This window comes from Bradyrhizobium sp. Pha-3 (assembly GCF_042258615.1).
Taxonomy (GTDB): domain Bacteria; phylum Pseudomonadota; class Alphaproteobacteria; order Rhizobiales; family Xanthobacteraceae; genus Bradyrhizobium.
Genome location: NZ_CP170152.1, coordinates 9,078,771 through 9,098,667, shown reverse-complemented (window position 1 = coordinate 9,098,667; position 19,897 = coordinate 9,078,771). Strand labels below are relative to the sequence as shown.

Sequence of the window (19,897 nt, the reverse complement as noted above, 5' to 3'; positions counted from 1 at the left end):
CTCGTCTCGACCCCTCCAGGGGAGGGTAAGGCAGCCGACGCACTTTCCATACCCCGCCGCCTCGGCTAAACCGCGCGCCATGAACCGGACCGGACTTTTTATCGCGCTGGCGCTCGCGCTCATCATCGGCATCCTGTTCGGGGTCTATCCCGAGCTCGACCTGAAGCTCGCGGCGCTGTTCTACGATGCTGCGGAAAACACCTTCCCCGTGAAGCTCGATGCGGTGGCGTCGTTTGCGCGCGATGCGGCGATGTGGATCGCCTGGGCGCTGGTGCTGCCGGCGATCGTGACCATCGTCTGGAAATTCATCCGGCCGGATCGGCCGATGCTGATGTCGGGCCGCGCCGCGGTATTCCTGCTGACCACGATGCTGCTCTCGGCCGGCGTGCTCACCAACCTCACCTTCAAGAACTATTGGGGCCGGCCGCGGCCGGTGTTCGTGACGCAGTTCGGCGGCGACCTGCAATTCATGCCGTGGTGGGACCCGCGCGGCGGCTGCCCGCGCAACTGCTCGTTCTTCTCCGGCGAGGGTGCCACCGCGTTCTGGACCTATGCGCCGGCGGCGCTGACGCCGCCCGCCTGGCGGCCGCTGGCCTTTGCCGGGGCGACCGTGTTCGGCATCGTCACCAGCGGGCTTCGCATGGCCTTTGGCGGCCATTTCTTCACCGATGTGGCGATCGCAGGCCTGGTGTCGTTCTTCACCGTCTGGCTGTTCTATGCGCTGATCTACCGCTGGGCCTCGACCCGGCTGACCGACGAGGCGGTCGATGCCGCGCTGACGCGGCTGGCAATGCCCGGCTACCGGTGGATGCAGCGCTGGCGCCGGGGCGGCAAGGCCGAGCCCGGCGGCACGGAAGCATGATTAAAGGCGTGCCCAGGCTCCGGAAATTTGATATTCGCCCAGCGTAATCATCCCGATTTCGACCGATTGGACCGTCCCATGAGTACGATTCTGAAAAACCTGCCCACCGGCGAGAAAGTCGGCATCGCGTTCTCGGGCGGGCTCGACACGTCAGCGGCACTGCTCTGGATGAAGCTGAAGGGCGCCAAGGTCTTCGCCTACACCGCCAATCTCGGCCAGCCCGACGAGGCCGATTACGACGCAATCCCGCGCAAGGCGATGGATTTCGGCGCCGAGAAGGCCCGCCTGGTCGATTGCCGCACCCAGCTGGTGCATGAGGGCATCGCCGCGATCCAGTCCGGCGCGTTCCACATCTCGACCGGCGGCATCACCTATTTCAATACCACCCCGCTCGGCCGCGCGGTGACCGGCACGATGCTGGTCGCCGCGATGCAGGAGGATGGCGTCAACATCTGGGGCGACGGCTCGACCTACAAGGGCAACGACATCGAGCGCTTCTACCGCTACGGCCTGCTGACCAATCCGAGCCTGCGCATCTACAAGCCCTGGCTCGACCAGCAATTCATCGACGAACTCGGCGGCCGCGCCGAGATGTCGGCGTTCATGACCGCGCAGGGCTTTGCCTACAAGATGAGCGCGGAGAAGGCCTATTCGACCGACAGCAACCTGCTCGGCGCGACGCATGAGGCCAAGGATCTCGAGAGCCTTGCGAGCGGCATCACCATCGTCAATCCGATCATGGGCGTGCCGTTCTGGCGTGCCGATTGCGACGTCAAGGCTGAGAAGGTCGTGGTGCGCTTCGAAGAAGGCCAGCCGGTCGCGCTGAACGGCAAGACGTTCGCCGATCCGGTCGCGCTGTTCCTCGAGGCCAACGCGATCGGCGGCCGCCACGGTCTCGGCATGAGCGACCAGATCGAGAACCGCATCATCGAGGCCAAGAGCCGCGGCATCTACGAGGCGCCCGGCATGGCGCTGCTGCACATCGCCTATGAGCGTCTCGTCACCGGCATCCATAACGAGGATACGATCGAGCAGTACCGCATCAGCGGCATGCGGCTCGGCCGGCTGCTGTACCAGGGCCGCTGGTTCGACTCGCAGGCCCTGATGCTGCGCGAGACCGCTCAGCGCTGGGTGGCGCGCGCCATCACCGGCGAGGTGACGCTCGAGCTGCGCCGCGGCAACGATTACTCGATATCAAATACCGAGAGCCCGAACCTGACCTATGCGCCGGAGCGGCTCAGCATGGAGAAGGTCGAGGACGCGGCGTTTACGCCAGCCGACCGCATCGGCCAGCTGACGATGCGCAACCTGGACATATCAGACACGCGCGCCAAGCTCGGTATCTACAACAAGACCGGCCTGCTCTCGGGCGGCGAAGGCTCGCAGATTTTTCAGCTCGAGAACGACAAGGATTGAAGGCGGCAGGCGACACTCAGTGTCGTCTCGGGCCTTCTCGGGCGTAGAAGCAACTCCGTCATCCTGAGGAGGCCGCAACGCGGCCGTCTCGAAGGATGAATCGGCCCCGCTACTGGCCGTCGATCCTTCGAGACGCGCTACGCGCTCCTCAGGATGACGGGACTGCTTTCCCGCGGCTTACTTTCATTTCACCCTGAGCGCATCCAGCAGCGAGCGGAACGCGCGCGCGTAATCGGTGCCGGTCTTGCCGATGTCGGGGCCGGCGGAGACCGCAACCGCCGCTTCCGTCACCGCGCCGAGCAGCAGCCGCGCCAGGGGCTCGATCGGCTGCTTGGCGATCACGCCGGCGTCCATCGCAGCGGCAAGCGCGCGCGGAAACTTGCCGCCGAAATGTTTGGCGTCGATCTCGCGCCAGCATTCCCAGCCGAGCACGGCCGGGCCATCGCGCAAAATGATCTGGCCGGTCGGGCCTTTCGAGCAAGCCGCGAAATAGCCCTGCGTTCCCGCCGCCATCGCCGCCAGCGGATCGTTCTCGGCGCGCGAGATGCGGTCGAGATCGGCGACGAGGTCCATCGAGACCTGCTCGAACACCGCCTCGAACACCGCCTCCTTGGTCGCAAAGTGATGATAGACCGCGCCCTTGGCGACGCGTGCGCCGGCGGCGATGTCGTCCATCGTCGCGGCCGCAAAGCCGCGCTCGCCAAAAATGCGCCGCGCCGCCTTGACGATCGCGGCTCTGGTCTTCTCGCGCCGTTCGGCCTGGGTTGCCATGGTTCGTTATTGTTTGAGCATGATCTCAGCGCAAACGCTTCCCGTTTGTCGCGGGAAAACCGCTTCACACTTTTCCGGATCATGCTGTCTAGCCCAGGTTCCGCAGCGGCGCCAGTTGACTTACCGACCCTTGGTCGATAAATACCGACCATCAGTCGGTAAATGGAGATTGTCCCGTGCCTTCGCTCAAGACGCTGCAAGCCTTCGCCGACACGGTCGAATCCAACGACCATGTCGGTGCGATCAGGAACTTCTATACGGCCGATGCCCGCACCCAGGAGAACGACGGCGAATGGCGCGTCGGCCGCGAGGCGCTGGCGGCGCGCGAGGCGGCGGTGCTGGCCGCGGTCTCCGGCGTGAAGACCACACGGCTCGGGCCGCTGCTGCTCGACGGCGACCATTCGGCGATCTGCTGGCGCTTCGAATTCACCGGCAAGGACGGCAAGGTCCGCAGCATGGAGGAGGTCGCCTGGCAGACCTGGCGCGGCGAGGAGCTGATCGAGGAGCGCTTCTTCTACGATCCGCAGCAGATGGCGCGCTGACCCCCGCCCCTTGCGGCAATACGTCCCGGCGCTGCCTCATTGCGGCGTCATCGGCCACAACTAGCCTCCGTCCCCACGCGCATCATGCGCAAGGGGGCGGGAGCATCGATCATGATCAAGTCATTGGCCGGCGTGGCCGTCACCCTGGTGTTGTCGGCGGCGCCGGCGCTCGCCCAGACCGTCTATCCGATCGATCGCGCCGATATCCTTGTCGGCGCAAAATTCGACTTCAAGGTCGAACTTCCCGGCGTCGTCGATCAAGCCCGGCTGAAGGTGACGTTGAACGGCGCGGACTATGCCGCGGTGTTCGGCCAGAGCGGCACGTTTGCCGCGCGCGAAGCCGGCCGGGACCAGTCGGCGTTGCTGCTGCGCGATGTCTCGCTCGCCAGGCCGGGCCCGGTCACCGTCGAAGTCAGCGACGGCACGCAGAACCGCACGGTGACCTGGAGCGTCTACGACACCGGGCCGCGCAAGGCGAAGAACGTGATCCTGTTCATTGGCGATGGGATGTCGCCGGCGCATCGCGTCGCCGCGCGGATCCTCTCCAAGGGAATCGCGGAAGGCAAGAGCCGCGGCAAGCTCGCCATCGACGACATGCCGCACATGGCGCTGGTCGCGACCGCCGGCTCGGATTCGATCATCACCGACTCGGCGAATGCCGCGAGCGCTTACGCCACCGGCCACAAGGCCGCGGTCAATGCGCTCGGCGTCTATGCCGATCGCACGCCCGATCCACTCGACGACCCCAGGGTCGAAACCATTGCGAGTCTTGCCAAGCGGGCCGGGCTCGCCGTCGGCATCGTCACCAATACCGAAATCGAGGACGCGACGCCGGCTGCGATGGTGGCGCATACCCGCCGCCGCGCCGCTTATGATGCGATCGTCGCGCAATATTTCGATGCGAAGCCCGACGTGCTGATGGGCGGCGGCGCCGCAAACTTCCTGCCGCAATCCGCCGCGGGATCGAAACGCAAGGACGACATCGATTATCTCGCGCGCTTCCGCGACGCGGGCTATCCGGTCGCGGCCACCGCAAGCGAGCTGAACGCGCTGGCCGCACGGCCCGAGACGCGGCAATTGCTCGGCCTGTTCGCCACCGGCAACATGGATGGCGCGCTCGACCGCAAATTCCTCAAGGGCGGCGGCGTCAAAAAATTCCCCGAGCAGCCCGATCTGACCGAGCAGGTTCAGGCGGCGCTCACGATTCTGTCGAAGCACGAGTCTGGATTCTTCCTGATGGTCGAGTCCGGCCTGATCGACAAATACGCCCATCTGCTCGACATGGAGCGCGCGGTCTACGACACCATCATGCTCGACAATGCGGTGCGGCTGGCAAAGGACTGGGCCAAGGCGCGCAACGACGACACGCTGATCCTGGTCGTCGCCGACCACAACCATCCGAACAGCCTGGTCGGCACCATCAATGACGACATGACTGCTGCACCCAACATGCCGTTGCGCGAGCGCGTCGGTGTCTATGACAAGGCCGGCTTCCCGAATTACCCCGCGCCCGATGCCGAAGGCTATCCGTCACGCGTCGATGTCAGCCGGCGGCTCGCGATCTTCTCGGCCAGCCTGCCGGACCATTACGAGACGTTCCGCCCGAAGCTCGACGATCCGAACGAGCCGACCGTGAAAGGCGATCAGCCCGACACCTTCAAGGCCAACGACAAATACAAGGACGTCCCCGGCGTCGTGCTGCGCTTCCGCAATCTGCCGGCGATGATCGGCGCCAGCGTGCATTCCGGCGAGGATGTCATCCTCACTGCGACCGGACCGGGCAGCGAGCGCGTGCACGGCGCGATGGACAACACCGAGGTGTTTCGCGTGATGGTCGACGCGCTGGGGCTGGGGAAGTAGCTCCTCCGTCATTGCGAGGAGCGTAGCGACGAAGCAATCCATAGTTCCGCTTGTGGTGCGCTGGATTGCTTCGCGGAGCCTGTCATCGGGCGCGCGTTCGCGCGACCCGGTGGCTCGCAATGACGCATACTCCCTGACACTGGCTCCAAAACGGATCAAACAAAAATGGCCGGGATCGCTCCCGGCCATTTCGTATCGCGGTCTCGTGCCGGCTCAGCGCGGCGGCGCTGCGGAGGCGGTGCCGCCGTTGAGCAGCGGGGTGATGCGGCGGACGGTGACGCGCCGGTTGATGCGGCTCGGTCCGTCGGTCTGCTCCTTCAGATATTGCGAGCCGTAGCCCTGCGAGGTCAGGTTTTCCGCCGGCACGCCGAACTGCTGCGTCAGCAACTCGGCGGCGGATTGCGCACGGCGGTCGGACAGCGACAGATTGTCGGTGTCGTTGCCGGTCGCATCCGTGTGGCCTTCGATCAGGAACACCTCGCGCGGATTGCGCTGGATGGCCCGGTTGAGGCCGTCGGCGATCGCCTGCAGCTTCGCCGCCTGATCCGGCGGAATCTGCCAGGAGCCGGAGTCGAAGTTGATGCTGTTGACGTCGATCGACGGCATCAGCATGCGCACGTTCGGGCTGTAGCGGATCTCGTCGAGCGTATAGCGTCGCGCGATCCGGTCCACCGGCGGCGCCTCCATGGTGTCGTAGATCACGTCCGGCGCCGCGCTGTCGGACTCGACGATGTAGCGATCATAGGGGATGCGGACCACCGGCGGAGGCAGGTCGACATAGAAGCCGCCGACCGCGCCCGGATCGCGATAGCTGTTGTCGATGATGACGAGCTCGCGTCCACCGGGATCCCTGCGGATCCGGCGCAGCATCTGGCCATCAGGACCGACCACCGTGATGATCTCGCTGCCGTCGGGACGAACCACGACGGTGCGGGTCTCGCCGCCGATCGTCTCGGTGCGGATGTCACGCGCGCCGTAGCGGAAGCGATAGACGTCGTCGCCACGCACATAGGCCTGACCGCCCGGATCGCGAATGATGATGCGATCCGGCTCCGTGTAAATGGTCCGGCCGTCTTCGACGACCTCCTGCCGCTGGTTGTGCAGGTCGGCGATGGTCCCGCCGATGATCGCACCGGCGACGACGCCCACGCCGACAGCGGCGCCGATCGCGAGCGGCGAGACGTTGTCACGTCGCGGAGGCGGCGGAAGCGGCGCCGTGACCGTTGGCGCGGCCCGGAACGCGGACGAAACCGTCGGCGGGGCGTATTGCGCCTTGTCGGGCGGGGGCGTTGCGGCCGCCGAGCCGGGGACGACGCCCGGCGCCGAGGGGCCGGCCGGACGTGCCGCGGGCGCGCCCATGGCGGCTCCCTGGGCTGGTGATACGCCGGGCGCAACGCCCGGGCGTGCCTGCTGAGCCGGAGCCGGTGCCGCGCCGGGGGCGCCCATCGCGGCTCCCGGGGTCGGAGCCGTTCCAGGCGGTGTGGCCGGACGTCCCTGCTGACCCGGCGCAGGTGGTGTCGGCGTCGCACCCGGAGGCGTCGCCGCGGCGGGCGGGGTGCCGGGGGTGCCGGGCCGCGCCGGCGGCTGGCCGCCTGCGGCGGGAGGCGTCGTTGTCGAAGGCGTTGCCGGCGACGTCGCGCCGGGCGGGGTCGCGGGCGGGGTACCCGGCGGTTGCTTGGCGCCGCCAGGACGTTCACCAGCCGGACGTTCACCGCCCGGCCGATCGCCAGGCCGGCGCTCGGCCGGTGCCGTTGTCGGAGCTCCGGGTGTTGCAGGCGTTGGCGTTGCGGCTGCGGGCGGCGTGCCGGGGCGTGCCGCAGGAGCGGCACCAGGTGCTACCGGTGCGGTGCTTGGTGCGGCACTTGGCGCCGGTGTCGGCGGAGTGTGCGCAGGTCCGGCGCCGGGCGGCGGCGTAGCCGGACGTTGCGGGGCTGCGGCCGGTGGCGGCGGTGGGGTCGGCGTCGGATGTGCGGGCGCAGCGGCCGGCGGCGGTGGCGTCGCAGGCTTCGCGGGTGCCGCTGCAGGCGGCTCCGGCCGTGCAGGTGCTGGCGTCGGCTTCGCGGCAGGCGGCTCGGGCCGCACAGGCGCGGCTGCCGGCGGAGGCGGAGCCGGGCGTGCGGCGGGCGGTTCGGGCCGTGCGGGAGCGGCCGGCGGAGCAGGGTGTGCGGGGGCGGCCGCGGGCGGCGGAGGCGGAGCGGGGCGTGCAGGCGCGGCTGCGGGCGGAGCCGGCGGCGTCGGATGCGGCGGAGCGGCGGCGGGTGGCGGAGGTGGCGGGGTCGGACGCGCGGGCGCTGCGGGCGGGGGCGGAGCCGGATGTGGCGCGGCTGCCGGAGGCGGCGCCTGCGGATGCGGTGCGGCGGCAGGCGGCGCGGCGGCAGGCGGTGCCGGATGCGCTGGAGCGCCCGGCGCGGGCCGCGGCTTCGGCTTTCCGTCAGGTCCGAGCTCTTCCTTTGGCTGCGCCTGTGCGACGACCAGCGGCGAAGTTTGTGCGTGCGACGCTGAGGTGGCGAACTGCATCACCGTCAGCGCAGTCGTGGCAAGCAGCACGAGACGAAGCTTTGTCATGGTCTTGGAGTCCCCGGGGGAAAGTCTGGGCAGGAAGTAAAAGAAGTCAGAGCCGAACAATTCGGCAGGACGATGAATTGCCAGCCGTTAGGCCGGATTGTGGCGAGCGCCGAATCATCGGCGAAGTTTATTTCGACATTATAACGGGTTGCATCTGCGCTTGTTCACCGCGTGTTCAGAAGAAACGCTCGGACACACTCGCAATCGATCTGGAACCAGGGTGCGACGGCGAATCAGGGGACGGCGGGTCGATCTGTCGCAGGCGGCGGGCCAGTCGGCCCCGGCGGTCCGCGCACCGGTGATTCGTCGGGTGTCTTGCCGGGCAGTTCGTCCGGTCGCGGCGGCTCGCCGGGTTCGCGCACCGGCGGTGGCACCTCCGGCTGCGGATTGCCGGGCGGAATCCCCGGCGGCGGTTCGCTCGGCGTCCCCGGCGTTGCCGGAGGAATTTCCGGAGGCTCGATCGGCATTAGATCGAGACCGTGTCACTGATGCCGATGCAAGGTCCGCCGATGTCAGGTCGCCTCGCGCGCATTGATCGCTCCATCGCAGCCCGAAGCGATAACGGATCGCGCGCCGCGCCGTTCCTGTGCGCGTTATCCGGGCGTGTGGCAGACCGCCTCGATGTTGTGGCCGTCGGGATCGAGCACGAACGCGCCGTAATAGTTCGCATGATAATGCGCGCGAATGCCGGGCGCGCCGTTGTCGCGGCCGCCGGCGGCCATCGCGGCCTTGTAGAAGGCGTCGACGGTGGCGCGGTCCTTGGCTGTGATCGCGATATGCACCGGCTTGTTCATCGCGCCTTCGCCGCCGATCCAGAAATCCGGCTTGCCGTTAGCGCCGAAGCCCGCCGCAGGCGCGTGCCCGGTCACTTCCGCCGGCACTTCCATGATCAGGCCATAGCCAAGCGGCGCCAGCGCCGTCTGGTAGAACGCCTTCGCGCGCTCGTAGTCGGAGACCGAAAAGCCGATATGGTCGATCATTGCGAGCTTCCCTTGCTGTGCCGCATTGGCATCCGCGCTCTCGTTTCACCTCCCCTTGGAAACGGGAAATGAAGATGTAGCCCGGATGAAGCGAAGCGCAATCCGGGCTGCTCTGGCCGAGGATGGTCTGGCCCCGGATTTCGCTGCGCTTCATCCGGGCTACGATCCCGTTGTGATGCAATTGCGTCCGCGTTCTCGCATCGCCTCCCCTTCGAAAGGGGCTAACGCCCGGCGAAATGTCGTTGCCGGGGATCACGCATGGCCTCATCAAAAGCGGCGCATGCATAGCCGGTTCTGGCGGGAGCGGTAACGCCCGTCATGCCGCCTTGTCCGACACCTTGGCCGAGGCTCGCCGTTGCCGCAGGAAGCGTCCGAGCAGCCGCCGCTTGCCCTTGCGCGGGATCAGGTCGACGTCGCTGACCAGCTTCGCACCGCCCTTGCGGCGCTCCAGCACGATCTTGCGGCTATGGAATGCTTCAAGCTCGACGCGATGGGCAACGCTGACGATGGTCGCCTTGGGCAATTCCGTCGTCACCATCTCCATCATCTTGTCCTGGCTCTTTTCGTCGAGCGCCGAGGTCGCCTCGTCGAGCACGACGATGTCGGGGCTGTGCAGCAGCAGGCGGGCAAAGGCGAGCCGTTGCTTCTCGCCGCCGGACAGCGTCTGGTCCCACGGTGCGTCGTCCTCGATCTTCTCCTTGAGATGGTCGAGGCCGACCTTGTGCAGGGCGTCACCGATCTCATCGATGTTCCAGTCCTCTGCGGCGCCGGGATAGGCCACCGCGCGCCGCAGCGTGCCCGAGGGCACGTAGGGCTTCTGCGGCAGCATGAACAGGCGGCGGTCCGCATGCAGGCTGACGCTGCCGCCGCCCCAGGGCCATAAGCCGGCAATGGCGCGGACCAGCGTGCTCTTGCCGGTCCCGGATTCGCCCGCGACCAGCAGCCGTTCCCCGGCCTCGATCGCGACCTCGGTTTCGCCGACCACGGCCGTGCCGTCGTCGAGCGTGACGGAGAGATCGTTGAGGCTCAGCATGGCCTCGCCGCCGGTCTCGCCGCGCTTGATGCGGCCGAAGCCATCACCGGTCTCGGCGCGTTCAAGCCCGTCGAGCGACATCATCAGCGAGGCGATGCGCCTCGCGCATGCGTTCCAGTCGGCGAGCCGCGGATAATTGTCGACCAGCCAGCCGAACGCGGTCTGCACGATGGTGAAGGCGGAGGCTGCCTGCATCACCTGGCCGAGCGTCATGCTTCCCTCGAGGAATTTTGGTGCGCACAGCAGCAAGGGCACCACCGGCGCAATGAGATTCGATCCCTGCGACACCAGCGTCGTGCGCATGTGCTGTCCGGCAAGCCGCGCCCATTGCCGCAGCACGTTCGAAAACGTCCTGTCGATGCCGTCGCGTTCCTCGGCCTCGCCGCCAAGCAGGGCGATGCTTTCGCCGTTCTCGCGCAGGCGGGTCAGCACATAGCGGAATTCGGCCTCAGCCTGGTTCTTCTCCTCGGAAATCTGCACGAAGCGGCGCCCGATCGCCATGATCGAGCCGGACGCGATCGCGGCATAGATGATCGCGGCGATGACCAGGAAGCCCGGGATGCTGATGGAGGAGCCGCCGAGCGTCAGCGTCAGCGCGCCGCCGATCGTCCAAAGCACGACGATGAACGTGACGGCGGACAGCAGCGCCGACGTCACGCCGGCGATGAAGTCGACCGGCGAGTCGGTTGCGATCCGCAGATCCTCGGCGATGCGGTATTCCGGATTCTTGTGATCGCCGTCGACCAGATTGAGCTGGTAGTAACGGCCGTTCGCCAGCCAGCGCGAGACGACGGCGTTGGTCAGCCAGGCGCGCCAGCGCCGCTGGATGGCCATGCGGCCGAACACCTGGGCGACGCCGAGCAGCACGCTGCCGATCGCAAGCGGAAAGAAGATGGCGGTCAGGTGAAAGACACTGACCGAATCGCGTTTTTCGATCGCATCGAAGATCGCTCGATTCCAGACATTGATGCCGTACTGGACGGCGACATTGGCGACGATCAGCAGCAGCAGGCCGATCGTGAACAGCCACGCCAGGCGGTCGCCGCTCCGGCCCCAATAGCCACGCGCGGTGATCCAGAACCGCGTCAGCAGATAGTCCTTGCGCGCCTGTTCGGCCTCTTCGGGCGACAGCTCGGGATCGGGCTCGATAATTTCCGGCGGCGGCGGTTCGACATGGTCGCCGTCCTCGGCAATGATCTCGACGAATTCCGATTTGTCGTCGGCCTCGCCCGGTGCGGCGTCGCCGTCCTCGGGAACGCCGCGCGTCGCGCTGACTTTCCGGGCCGAGTTGGCCTTCGCCGGCGAGGGCCTGTTCGACGATCCGGATTTTACCTCAGCTTTGCGCATCGCGCGACAACGCGAGGGAAATCAGAAGGTTCCGATGTTGTTCCGACGCGGCGCGACGCGTCGCTGGAGCCACAGCCTCCTCAACAACCCAATCCTGTGGGTCCCTGCTTTCGCATGGACGACATCGCGTTTGTGGCGCCCGCAATCACCTTACGACGCCGGCGCCTGATCCCGCTTCAGCCGGCGCGAGCGCGTGGCCTTGTGCAGTACGCGGGCCAGCTGCTCGGCCGAATAGGGCTTCTGCAGCAGCTCGAAGCCGCCGCTGCCCTGCTGCGACAGCACCTGGCTGTAGCCGGAGGCAAGCACGATCGGCAGATCGAGCCGTTGCCGGCGGATCTCCTCCGCAAGCTCGATGCCGCTCATGCCGGGCATCACCACATCGGTGAACACCAGGTCGAACCTGTCGGGGTCGACGGCCAGCTCCTCCAGCGCGTGGGTGGCGTTCTCCACCAGCACGCAGGTGCAACCGAGCTGGGTCAGCGTATCGGCGGCGAACTTTCCGACTTCGGCATTGTCCTCGACGATGAGGACCGACGCACTGGTCGGATCGACCGATGGCGCATCCTCCGTGAGCTGAGCTTGCGCGTTGTGTCTGCCGACGACACGCGGGAGATACAGCGTGAACGTCGAGCCCTTGCCGACTTCGCTGGTCACGGTGACCTCGCCGCCGGATTGCTTGGCGAAGCCGAACACCTGCGACAGGCCAAGGCCGGTGCCGTGACCGACCTCCTTGGTGGTGTAGAACGGCTCGAAGATGCGGCCGAACAACTCCTGCGGAATGCCGACGCCGGTATCGGCCACCGACACCGCGACATGGCCGTGCGGGCTCGGCGGCGTGATCGCCTCGGACGGCAAATTTTTCACGGCGCGGACCGCGATCGTGAGCCGGCCGACGCCGTCCATCGCGTCGCGCGCATTCACCGCCATATTGATGATGGCGGTCTCGAACTGGCCGGCATCGGCGTTGACGAGACAGGTCTCGTCCGGCACCTGCGCTGCGATCTCGATCCGCGAGCCGATCAGGGTGGTGATCATCTCGCTCAGGGTGCGGACATTCTGGCAGACGTCGAACACCTCGGGCTTCAGGGTTTGCCGGCGCGCGAACGCAAGCAGCTGGTTGGTCAGCTTGGCGGCACGGTTCACGGTGTTGGAGATCGCATCGATGTAGCGCTGCCGCCGCGGCTCCGGCAGGTCCGGCCGCCGCAGCATGTCGACCGACGCGCGGATCACGGTGAGCAGATTGTTGAAGTCATGCGCGACGCCGCCGGTGAGTTGCCCGAGCGCCTCCAGCCGCTGGCCATGCCGCAACGCGTCCTCGGCTTCGATGCGCCGGTCCGCCTCCTCCTGCAGGCGTTCGGTTCGCCGATAGGCGAGCGCGAGCAGGCCGAACAGCAGCGCGGTGGCCGGTATGCCGAAGATCAGGTGCTGCGCCATGGTCGAGATCCAGCGCGCCTGGATCGCCGAGGTTTCGAGCCCGGCGCTGACATAGATCGGGTATTCGGCCAGCCGCTGATAGCGCATGCGCCGTTCGATGCCGTCGGCGGGGGAACGGATCGTCATGCCGCCGGTCTCGGGATTGGCGACGATCTGTTGCCCCAGCGGCCCGCTCGGCTCGAACCTGGCGTCGTGGTCGATGACAGGGAAATGCGCCAGTATCGAGCCATCGGTCCGGATCAGCGCCAGGAAGCTGCCGGGCTCGCGGCCGATCTTGGCGTAGAAATTCTCGAAATACTCCGGAAGCACGGAGGCCTGGATCACGCCGCCAAAGCTGCCGTCCTCGTTGTTGCGGCGGCGTCCGACGCTGAAGAACCGCGCACCCTGATAGGGCGGCCGCGGCGTCAGGACCTCGCCGATATAGGTGCCGATGTCGCGATCGGCGTGGATGCGGAAGTAGTCCCGATCCGAGAAATCGATATCGGGGGCTGGTTCCACCAGGCTGTTGACGAGGGCATGGCCGCTGGCATCGAACACCCAGATCGATTTCACCTGGGGCAGCGTGTCGGCGACCCGGCGCAGTCGCTCGTGCAGGCTCTTCTCGCGCGCGACGATATCGGCATCGCTCATGCCGCGGACGACCTCGGTGACCTCGGCCAGGCTGCGGTCGATGGTCTCGAATACCTTGAGCGCGTGCTCATGGGCGACGTCAAGCGTGCGCTGGATTTCCTGGTCGGCGGCCTCCCTGGTCGAGATCCGGGACATCGCGGAAGCAAACATGAACAGCGCCAGCGGAAGGGCCAGCGAGGCGGCCATCATCCATTGCAGCAGTCTCAGCGAATTGCGTTGTGCAGCGGTCGGCACGGGCACTCCGGCTCCGTAGCGACCTTAACGCAAACCGTCGCGCCGGAGGAAGCGAAACCCCGTCCGGGATGGCCGTGCGGAAGGCGATGCGCCGCCCGCGGGCAGCGAAGGTCCGTCCAGAGCGATCGGCCGGCAGCCGATCCACATTCGGGCCTGGCGCGGAGGGACGATGCCGCCCGCGCTGCCGGCCGGGCCGCGCCCGCCGGGCGGCTGCCGCCCGGAGGGATCACGACCTCGTTAGCGAGGGGCGGCAGTCAAGCGGAAAATCGGCCGGGATGACGATCGCGGGCGCTGTTTTTAGGAGTTCTAAAACCTCTCACGGGCAAATGCTTGACCCTGTGACTACCTGCTGAAACACAGGCCGCATGACAGGCGATCCAAACTCTTCCCAGGATAATCTACAGGACATCCGGCTCGGACATGCGGATCGCGGTTTTGTCGGAAAGATCATCAGGCTCGATGCGCTCGTGACGGGTTCATCGCTGTCTCCACAGGAGCTCGAGCAGCGCCTGGTGGAGATGGGATTTGTCGAGGGCGCGCGCGTGGAAATCCTGCATGAAGGCACGATCCGGCGGGATCCGATCGCGGTGCGCGTCGACAACATCACGATCGCGCTGCGCCGGAGCGAAGCCATGGCTGTAATCGTAGAAATGGCCGTGATCGTCGAATGACAACTGCATCCCTGCGCCTGGCGCTGGTCGGCGCGCCCAACACCGGCAAGACGTCGCTGTTCAACCGGTTGACCGGCAGCAGCCAGAAGGTCGCCAATTATCCGGGCGTCACGGTCGAGCGCAAATCCGGCGGCTTCGTCACGCCGGAGGGCCGCAGCGTGACGGTGCTCGACCTGCCTGGCACCTATTCGTTGCGCGGCCGCAGTCCGGACGAGGAGATCACCCGCGACATCGTGCTCGGGCGCTTCGATGGCGAGGCGGTGCCCGATCTCGTGCTCTGCGTCGCGGACGCCACCAATCTGCGGCTGACCTTGCGGCTCGTGCTCGAGCTGAAGCGCGTCGGCCGGCCGATGATGCTCGTGCTCAACATGATCGACATCGCGAGGCGCCGCGGCGTCACGATCGATCTCGATCGCATGTCGCAGGAGCTCGGCCTGCCGATCGTGACCTCGGTCGCGGTCCGCAAGGGCGGTGTCGACGAGCTCTTGAAGCGAACCGACGAATTCCTGGCGCGGTCGCATGATGCGACGGCCAGCGAGTGGGCGACGCCGACGATTGCCGACCTCAAGGCGGCGCAGCGCGAGGCGGACCGCATCATCGCGGCGGCCGTGACGCTGCCGACCAAGCCCGACACGCTGACCAACCGGATCGATGCAGTCGTGCTGCATCCGGTCTGGGGTCTCGTGATCCTGGCCGTGATCCTGTTCGTGATGTTCCAGGCCGTGTTCACCTGGGCGCAGCCGGCGATGGAATTGCTGTCGGACGGCTTCTCCGCGCTCGGGCAGCTGATCCACGATTTGCTGCCCGAAAGCTGGGGCCTGTTGCAGAGCTTCCTGCAGAACGGCCTGATCTCCGGCGTCGGCAGCGTCATCGTGTTCCTGCCGCAGATCATCATCATCTTCCTGTTCATCCTGCTGCTGGAAGATTTCGGCTACATGGCGCGCGCTGCTTTCCTGATGGACCGCATCATGGGCGGCGCCGGGCTGCATGGCCGCGCTTTCATTCCGCTGCTGTCGAGCTTTGCCTGTGCCATTCCCGGCATCATGGCGACGCGGGTGATCGACAACCGGCGTGATCGCCTGACCACGATCCTGATCGCGCCGCTGATGACTTGCTCGGCGCGGATTCCGGTCTATACGCTGATCATCTCGGCCTTCGTTCCGTCGACCACGCTGTGGGGTTTCGTCAATCTGCAAGGGCTCGTGATGTTCGGCCTCTATGCCGCCGGCATCACCAGCGCGCTGACGGTCTCGGCGATCGCAAAGTTCTTCCTGTGGCGCGACCATGCGCCGGCGCCGTTCATGCTGGAATTGCCCGACTACAAGGTGCCGCGACTGCGCAGCATCGCGATCGGCGTGCTCAACCGCGCCAAGATGTTCCTGTATCGCGCCGGCACCACGATCCTTTCGATGATGGTGCTGATCTGGTTCCTGGCCTCGTTCCCGACCGCGCCCGCAGGCGCCGAGGGGCCGGCCATCAACTACAGCTTTGCGGCGATGATCGGCCACGCGCTCGAGCCGCTGCTGCGGCCGATCGGCTTCAACTGGCAGATCGCGGTGGCGCTGATCCCGGGCATGGCAGCGCGCGAGGTCGCGGTCGCGGCGCTCGGCACCGTCTATTCGATCGAGGGCGGCAAGGAGGCGGCGGAGCAGATCGGCCAGGTGCTGGCGCAGAAATGGACGCTGGCGACCGCGCTGTCGATGCTGGTCTGGTACATCTTCGCCCCGCAATGCGCCTCGACGCTCGCGGTGATCCGCCGCGAGACCGGCGGCGCGAAGTGGATGGTGGTGACGTTCCTGTACATGCTCGCGCTGGCCTATGTCGCGAGCTTCCTGACCTTCAATCTGGCGCAGGCGCTGGGGTTGCATTAGCGGGGCCGCCGCGTTCTGTCGCGGCGGCAATGGGTGCAACCGGGCGGGCGACGAAGTAGAGTTCGCTCGGGGGCGCCTCCCGCGCATCCACGGGTTCCCAGCGAGACCAAGCAATGTCGACGTTCGGCCTGGAGCGGGTATTTTCGCCTCGAAGCATCGCGATTGTCGGCGGTAGCCCGCGGCCGTCGTCGCTCGGTGCGGCGGTGCTGCGAAACCTCAAGGCGAGCGGCTTCGCCGGCAGGCTGGGCGTCGTCAACCGCAACTACGCGGATGTGGACGGCGAGCCCACCGTTGCCGACCTGAAATCGCTTCCGTTCGTTCCGGACCTCGTCGTCATCAGCGCACCCGCGGCTGCGATCCCGGAGATCGTGGCGGAGGCCGGGCTCGCGGGCGTTGCCGGCGCCGCGATCCTCTCGGCCGGTCTCGGCCATGGCGCGGGCTCGCTCGCGGAGATCGTGGAGCAGACGGCGCGGCGGCACGGCATGCGCCTGGTCGGGCCGAATTGCCTCGGCGTCATGGTGCCGCGTGCGAAGCTCAATGCGAGCTTCGCCTCGCATCAGCCGTCCGACGGCCATGTCGCGCTGATCTCGCAGTCCGGCGCGGTCGCGTCGGCGATGATCGAGTGGGCGGCGGAGCGGCGGCTCGGCTTCTCCGGGATCGCCTCGATCGGCGACCAGCTCGATGTCGACGTCGCCGATCTCCTGGATTATTTCGCGCTCGACGATCATACCAACGCGATCCTGATCTACCTCGAAGCGGTCAAGGATGCGCGCAAGTTCATGTCGGCGGCACGCGCCGCGGCGCGCATGAAGCCGGTCATCATCGTCAAGTCGGGGCGGATGGCCGAGGGGGCAAGGGCTGCCGCGACCCACACCGGCGCGCTGGCCGGCTCTGATGCGGTCTATGACGCCGCGTTCCGCCGCGCCGGCATGCTGCGCGTCTACGACCTTCGCCAGCTATTCGATTGCGCCGAGCTGCTCGGCCGTGGCTTCGTGCCGCGCGGCAACCGGCTCGCGATCCTGACCAATGGCGGCGGGCTCGGCATCCTCGCCACCGACCGGCTGGCCGAACTCGGCGGCGTTCCCGCGACGCTGACGCCGCAGACCATATCGCGGCTCGACGAGTTGCTGCCGCAGGGCTGGTCGTCCGCCAATCCCGTCGACATCGCAGGCGATGCCGATGCCGCCCGCTACGTGGTAGCGCTCAACGCGCTGCTCGATGATGCCAACAACGATGCCGTCCTGGTCGCGAATGTGGAAACGGCGGTGGCGCCAGCCGAGGGCATTGCCGAGGCGGTGGCGCAATGCCTTCGTGACCGCAGGACCAAACGAAGTGCGGTCGCGGCACTGGTGCTTGCGGCGTGGGTCGGCGCCGACGAGCGCACCGGCGCGATCTTCGAGGCGGCCCGCATCCCGCACTTCCCGACCGAGGACGATGCGGTGCGCGCCTTCATGTATCTGGTGCGCTATCGCGAGGCCTCCACGGCGCTCGCCGCGACCCCGCCGGGCGTCGCATCGGTGTTCACGCCGGAGACGGCCGCGGCGCGGCATGTGGTGGTGAAGGCGTTGTCGGAAGGGCGCGCCTGGCTCGATCCGGCCGAGATCGTCGCTCTGTTCGAGGCCTACTGCATTCCGATCGTGACGACGGTCGTGGCGGACAGTGCGGAGGACGCCGCCGAGAAGGCGGTGCCGTTCCTCGCCGAGGGGCACGCGATCGTGGTCAGGGTGTTCTCGCGTGACATCAGGCACGCATCCGATGTCGGCGGCGTGATCCTCGACCTGCGCACCAAGGACAGCGTCATTGAGGCCGCCAGGACGGTGCTGGAACGTGCGCGAAGCGCGCGGCCGGATGCGATGCTGCAAGGCGTGACGATCCAGCCGATGATCGTGCGGCGCGCGGCGCGCGAACTGATCCTCGGCATCGCCGACGATCCGACCTTCGGCCCGGTGATCGTGTTCGGCCGCGGCGGCCCTGCGGTCGAGGTGATCAATGACAAGGCGGTAGCGCTGCCGCCGCTCGATATGAATCTCGCCCACGAGTTGGTCGGGCGAACGCGCGTCTCGCGGTTGCTCGGCGGCTATGGCGATGTGCCGGCCGTTCCGGCCGAACTGGTGCCGCTCACCCTGGTCAAGCTGGCGCAGATGGCGGCCGACATTCCCGAGGTCGCCGGGCTCGATATCAATCCGATGCTGGCAGACGAGACCGGCGTGCTCGCGCTCGATGCGCGGGTGGCGATCCGCAAGCCGGCGCGGCTGTTCGCCGGTCAAACGAGACTAGCGGTCAGGCCTTATCCGTCGCAATGGGAGGGCGAGCTTGCGTTACGCGACGGTTCGCGCGTCACGGTGCGCCCGATGCGACCGGAGGACGAGCCGATGGTCGCCGCGTTCTTCAAGCGCGTCACCGCCGAAGATCTCAGGCTGCGCTTCTTCCACGCGATGAAGGAATTCTCGCACGCCTTCATCGCGCGCCTCACCCAGCTCGACTATGCGCGCGCGATGGCGTTTGTGGCGCTCGATCCGGCGACCGGCGAGATGATGGGAGCGGTCCGGCTGCATTCGGACTCGCTGTACCAGAACGCCGAATATGCGATCCTGCTGCAGTCCGATCTCAAGGGCAAAGGGCTTGGCTGGGCACTAATGCAGCTCCTGATCCACTATGCGCGGTCGGAGGGATTGAAGCGGCTGTCCGGCCAGGTGCTGACCGAGAACACCACGATGATCGGGATGTGCCGCGATCTCGGCTTCACCGCCACGATGGATCCGGAAGATCACAGCATCGTCGATGTCGTGCTCGATCTCGATCGATCCGCGGTCGATGCGGTCGGCGCCGATATCCTGATCCGGCGAGCTGCGGCTGGCCGCTTATCATAGCGCCAGCCGCGACTGCCTGATCATATCTGGCGTTCGACCATCTTGAACTTGAGCTCGGCGATCGCCTCCGAGGGATTGAGGCCCTTCGGGCACGCCTTGGCGCAGTTCATGATGGTGTGGCAGCGATAGAGGCGGAACGGGTCCTCGAGATTGTCGAGCCGTTCGCCGGTCGCTTCATCGCGCGAATCGGTGACCCAGCGCGTGGCCTGCAGCAGCGCGGCGGGGCCGAGGAAGCGCTCGCTGTTCCACCAATAGCTCGGGCAGGAGGTCGAGCAGCAGGCGCACAGGATGCACTCGTAGAGACCGTCGAGCTTCTCGCGGTCCTCGTGGCTCTGTCTCCACTCCTTCTGCGGCGTCGGCGTGGTGGTCTTCAGCCACGGCTCGATCGAGGCATACTGGGCATAGAAATTGGTGAGGTCGGGGACGAGGTCCTTGACCACCGGCTGGTGCGGCAGCGGATTGACCTTCACCGCGCCGCCGGCGCCGACGTCATGCATCGACTTGGTGCAGGCCAGCGTGTTCTGGCCGTCGATGTTCATCGCGCAGGAGCCGCAGACGCCTTCGCGGCAGGAGCGGCGGAAGGTCAGCGTCGGATCGATGTGGTTCTTGATCCAGATCAGGCCGTCCAGCACCATCGGACCGCAATCATGCGTGTCGACATAGTAGGTGTCGACGCTCGGATTCTTGCCGTCGTCCGGGTTCCAGCGATACACCCGAAATTCGCGCGTCTCGGTGGCGCCGGCCGGCTTCGGCCAGGTCTTGCCGCCGGAAATCTTCGAATTCTTCGGAAGTGCGAATTCAACCATGCTTG

14 protein-coding genes are annotated in these 19,897 nt (G+C 66.8%); 7 read left to right on the top strand and 7 right to left on the bottom strand.

Features of this window, described 5'->3' with window-relative positions; genetic code table 11:
* Positions 1-79 precede the first annotated feature (79 nt).
* Entirely contained in the window at positions 80-862 is a 783-nt protein-coding gene (locus ACE10Z_RS42445) for a phosphatase PAP2 family protein (RefSeq protein ID WP_375785988.1), read from the top strand.
* Between the two features lie 78 nt (positions 863-940).
* Positions 941-2,278 carry an argininosuccinate synthase gene (argG, locus tag ACE10Z_RS42440; RefSeq protein ID WP_375785987.1) on the top strand — a complete coding sequence of 446 codons (1,338 nt, stop codon included), beginning with the start codon at positions 941-943 and terminating at the stop codon, positions 2,276-2,278.
* A 183-nt stretch (positions 2,279-2,461) separates the two neighbouring features.
* On the opposite strand, the gene ACE10Z_RS42435 is transcribed toward argG, so the two are convergent.
* Positions 2,462-3,049: a TetR/AcrR family transcriptional regulator gene (locus ACE10Z_RS42435; protein ID WP_375785986.1), complete on the bottom strand. Its 588-nt coding sequence runs from the start codon at positions 3,047-3,049 to the stop codon at positions 2,462-2,464.
* 176 nt (positions 3,050-3,225) lie between these two features.
* Between ACE10Z_RS42435 and ACE10Z_RS42430 the strand changes: the two genes are divergently transcribed.
* Positions 3,226-3,591 (top strand): nuclear transport factor 2 family protein, encoded by a 366-nt coding sequence (locus ACE10Z_RS42430; protein WP_244068790.1) that lies wholly within the window; start codon positions 3,226-3,228, stop codon positions 3,589-3,591.
* A gap of 111 nt (positions 3,592-3,702) precedes the next feature.
* On the top strand, positions 3,703-5,451 hold the full coding sequence (locus ACE10Z_RS42425) for an alkaline phosphatase (protein WP_375785985.1): 1,749 nt from the start codon (positions 3,703-3,705) through the stop codon (positions 5,449-5,451).
* A gap of 213 nt (positions 5,452-5,664) precedes the next feature.
* Here the strand turns inward: ACE10Z_RS42425 and ACE10Z_RS42420 are convergent, their stop codons facing one another.
* The 5 genes from ACE10Z_RS42420 to ACE10Z_RS42400 form a co-directional block, all read right to left on the bottom strand.
* Entirely contained in the window at positions 5,665-6,810 is a 1,146-nt protein-coding gene (locus ACE10Z_RS42420; RefSeq protein WP_363323470.1) for an OmpA family protein, read from the bottom strand.
* A 1,439-nt stretch (positions 6,811-8,249) separates the two neighbouring features.
* Positions 8,250-8,483, bottom strand: a complete 234-nt coding sequence (locus tag ACE10Z_RS42415; RefSeq protein WP_375785984.1) for a hypothetical protein — start codon at positions 8,481-8,483, stop codon at positions 8,250-8,252.
* 126 nt (positions 8,484-8,609) lie between these two features.
* Positions 8,610-8,996, bottom strand: coding sequence for a VOC family protein (locus ACE10Z_RS42410; protein ID WP_375785983.1), 387 nt, complete (start codon positions 8,994-8,996; stop codon positions 8,610-8,612).
* A gap of 316 nt (positions 8,997-9,312) precedes the next feature.
* Positions 9,313-11,376, bottom strand: coding sequence for an ABC transporter ATP-binding protein/permease (locus tag ACE10Z_RS42405; protein WP_375785982.1), 2,064 nt, complete (start codon positions 11,374-11,376; stop codon positions 9,313-9,315).
* Positions 11,377-11,526: 150 nt separating this feature from the next.
* Complete coding sequence (locus ACE10Z_RS42400) at positions 11,527-13,629, bottom strand: ATP-binding protein (protein ID WP_375790061.1); 2,103 nt, start codon at positions 13,627-13,629, stop codon at positions 11,527-11,529.
* A gap of 410 nt (positions 13,630-14,039) precedes the next feature.
* Here ACE10Z_RS42400 and ACE10Z_RS42395 point away from each other — a divergent pair, with 410 nt between their 5' ends.
* The 3 genes from ACE10Z_RS42395 to ACE10Z_RS42385 all read left to right on the top strand — a co-directional run bounded on the left by ACE10Z_RS42395 (position 14,040) and on the right by ACE10Z_RS42385 (position 19,086).
* Positions 14,040-14,345, top strand: coding sequence for a ferrous iron transport protein A (locus tag ACE10Z_RS42395; RefSeq protein ID WP_375785981.1), 306 nt, complete (start codon positions 14,040-14,042; stop codon positions 14,343-14,345).
* The gene (locus ACE10Z_RS42390; protein ID WP_375785980.1) at positions 14,342-16,216 is read left to right on the top strand and encodes a ferrous iron transporter B; all 1,875 of its coding nucleotides are present in this window, start codon (positions 14,342-14,344) and stop codon (positions 16,214-16,216) included. Before ACE10Z_RS42395 ends, ACE10Z_RS42390 begins: the two co-directional genes overlap by 4 nt.
* A 113-nt stretch (positions 16,217-16,329) precedes the next feature.
* Positions 16,330-19,086, top strand: coding sequence for a bifunctional acetate--CoA ligase family protein/GNAT family N-acetyltransferase (locus ACE10Z_RS42385; RefSeq protein ID WP_375785979.1), 2,757 nt, complete (start codon positions 16,330-16,332; stop codon positions 19,084-19,086).
* 20 nt (positions 19,087-19,106) lie between these two features.
* Here the strand turns inward: ACE10Z_RS42385 and ACE10Z_RS42380 are convergent, their stop codons facing one another.
* Positions 19,107-19,892, bottom strand: a complete 786-nt coding sequence (locus tag ACE10Z_RS42380) for a succinate dehydrogenase iron-sulfur subunit (RefSeq protein ID WP_050402509.1) — start codon at positions 19,890-19,892, stop codon at positions 19,107-19,109.
* Between the last annotated feature and the right edge of the window lie 5 nt (positions 19,893-19,897).

Bases quoted from the DNA above. Each gene is read 5' to 3' on its own strand.
- ACE10Z_RS42445 (WP_375785988.1), top strand. From the start codon at position 80: ATGAACCGGACCGGACTTTTTATCGCGCTGGCGCTCGCGCTCATCATC.
- argG (WP_375785987.1), top strand. From the start codon at position 941: ATGAGTACGATTCTGAAAAACCTGCCCACCGGCGAGAAAGTCGGCATC.
- ACE10Z_RS42435 (WP_375785986.1), bottom strand. From the start codon at position 3,049: ATGGCAACCCAGGCCGAACGGCGCGAGAAGACCAGAGCCGCGATCGTC.
- ACE10Z_RS42425 (WP_375785985.1), top strand. From the start codon at position 3,703: ATGATCAAGTCATTGGCCGGCGTGGCCGTCACCCTGGTGTTGTCGGCG.
- ACE10Z_RS42420 (WP_363323470.1), bottom strand. From the start codon at position 6,810: ATGGGCGCGCCCGCGGCACGTCCGGCCGGCCCCTCGGCGCCGGGCGTC.
- ACE10Z_RS42415 (WP_375785984.1), bottom strand. From the start codon at position 8,483: ATGCCGATCGAGCCTCCGGAAATTCCTCCGGCAACGCCGGGGACGCCG.
- ACE10Z_RS42410 (WP_375785983.1), bottom strand. From the start codon at position 8,996: ATGATCGACCATATCGGCTTTTCGGTCTCCGACTACGAGCGCGCGAAG.
- ACE10Z_RS42405 (WP_375785982.1), bottom strand. From the start codon at position 11,376: ATGCGCAAAGCTGAGGTAAAATCCGGATCGTCGAACAGGCCCTCGCCG.
- ACE10Z_RS42400 (WP_375790061.1), bottom strand. From the start codon at position 13,629: ATGATGGCCGCCTCGCTGGCCCTTCCGCTGGCGCTGTTCATGTTTGCT.
- ACE10Z_RS42395 (WP_375785981.1), top strand. From the start codon at position 14,040: ATGACAGGCGATCCAAACTCTTCCCAGGATAATCTACAGGACATCCGG.
- ACE10Z_RS42390 (WP_375785980.1), top strand. From the start codon at position 14,342: ATGACAACTGCATCCCTGCGCCTGGCGCTGGTCGGCGCGCCCAACACC.
- ACE10Z_RS42385 (WP_375785979.1), top strand. From the start codon at position 16,330: ATGTCGACGTTCGGCCTGGAGCGGGTATTTTCGCCTCGAAGCATCGCG.
- ACE10Z_RS42380 (WP_050402509.1), bottom strand. From the start codon at position 19,892: ATGGTTGAATTCGCACTTCCGAAGAATTCGAAGATTTCCGGCGGCAAG.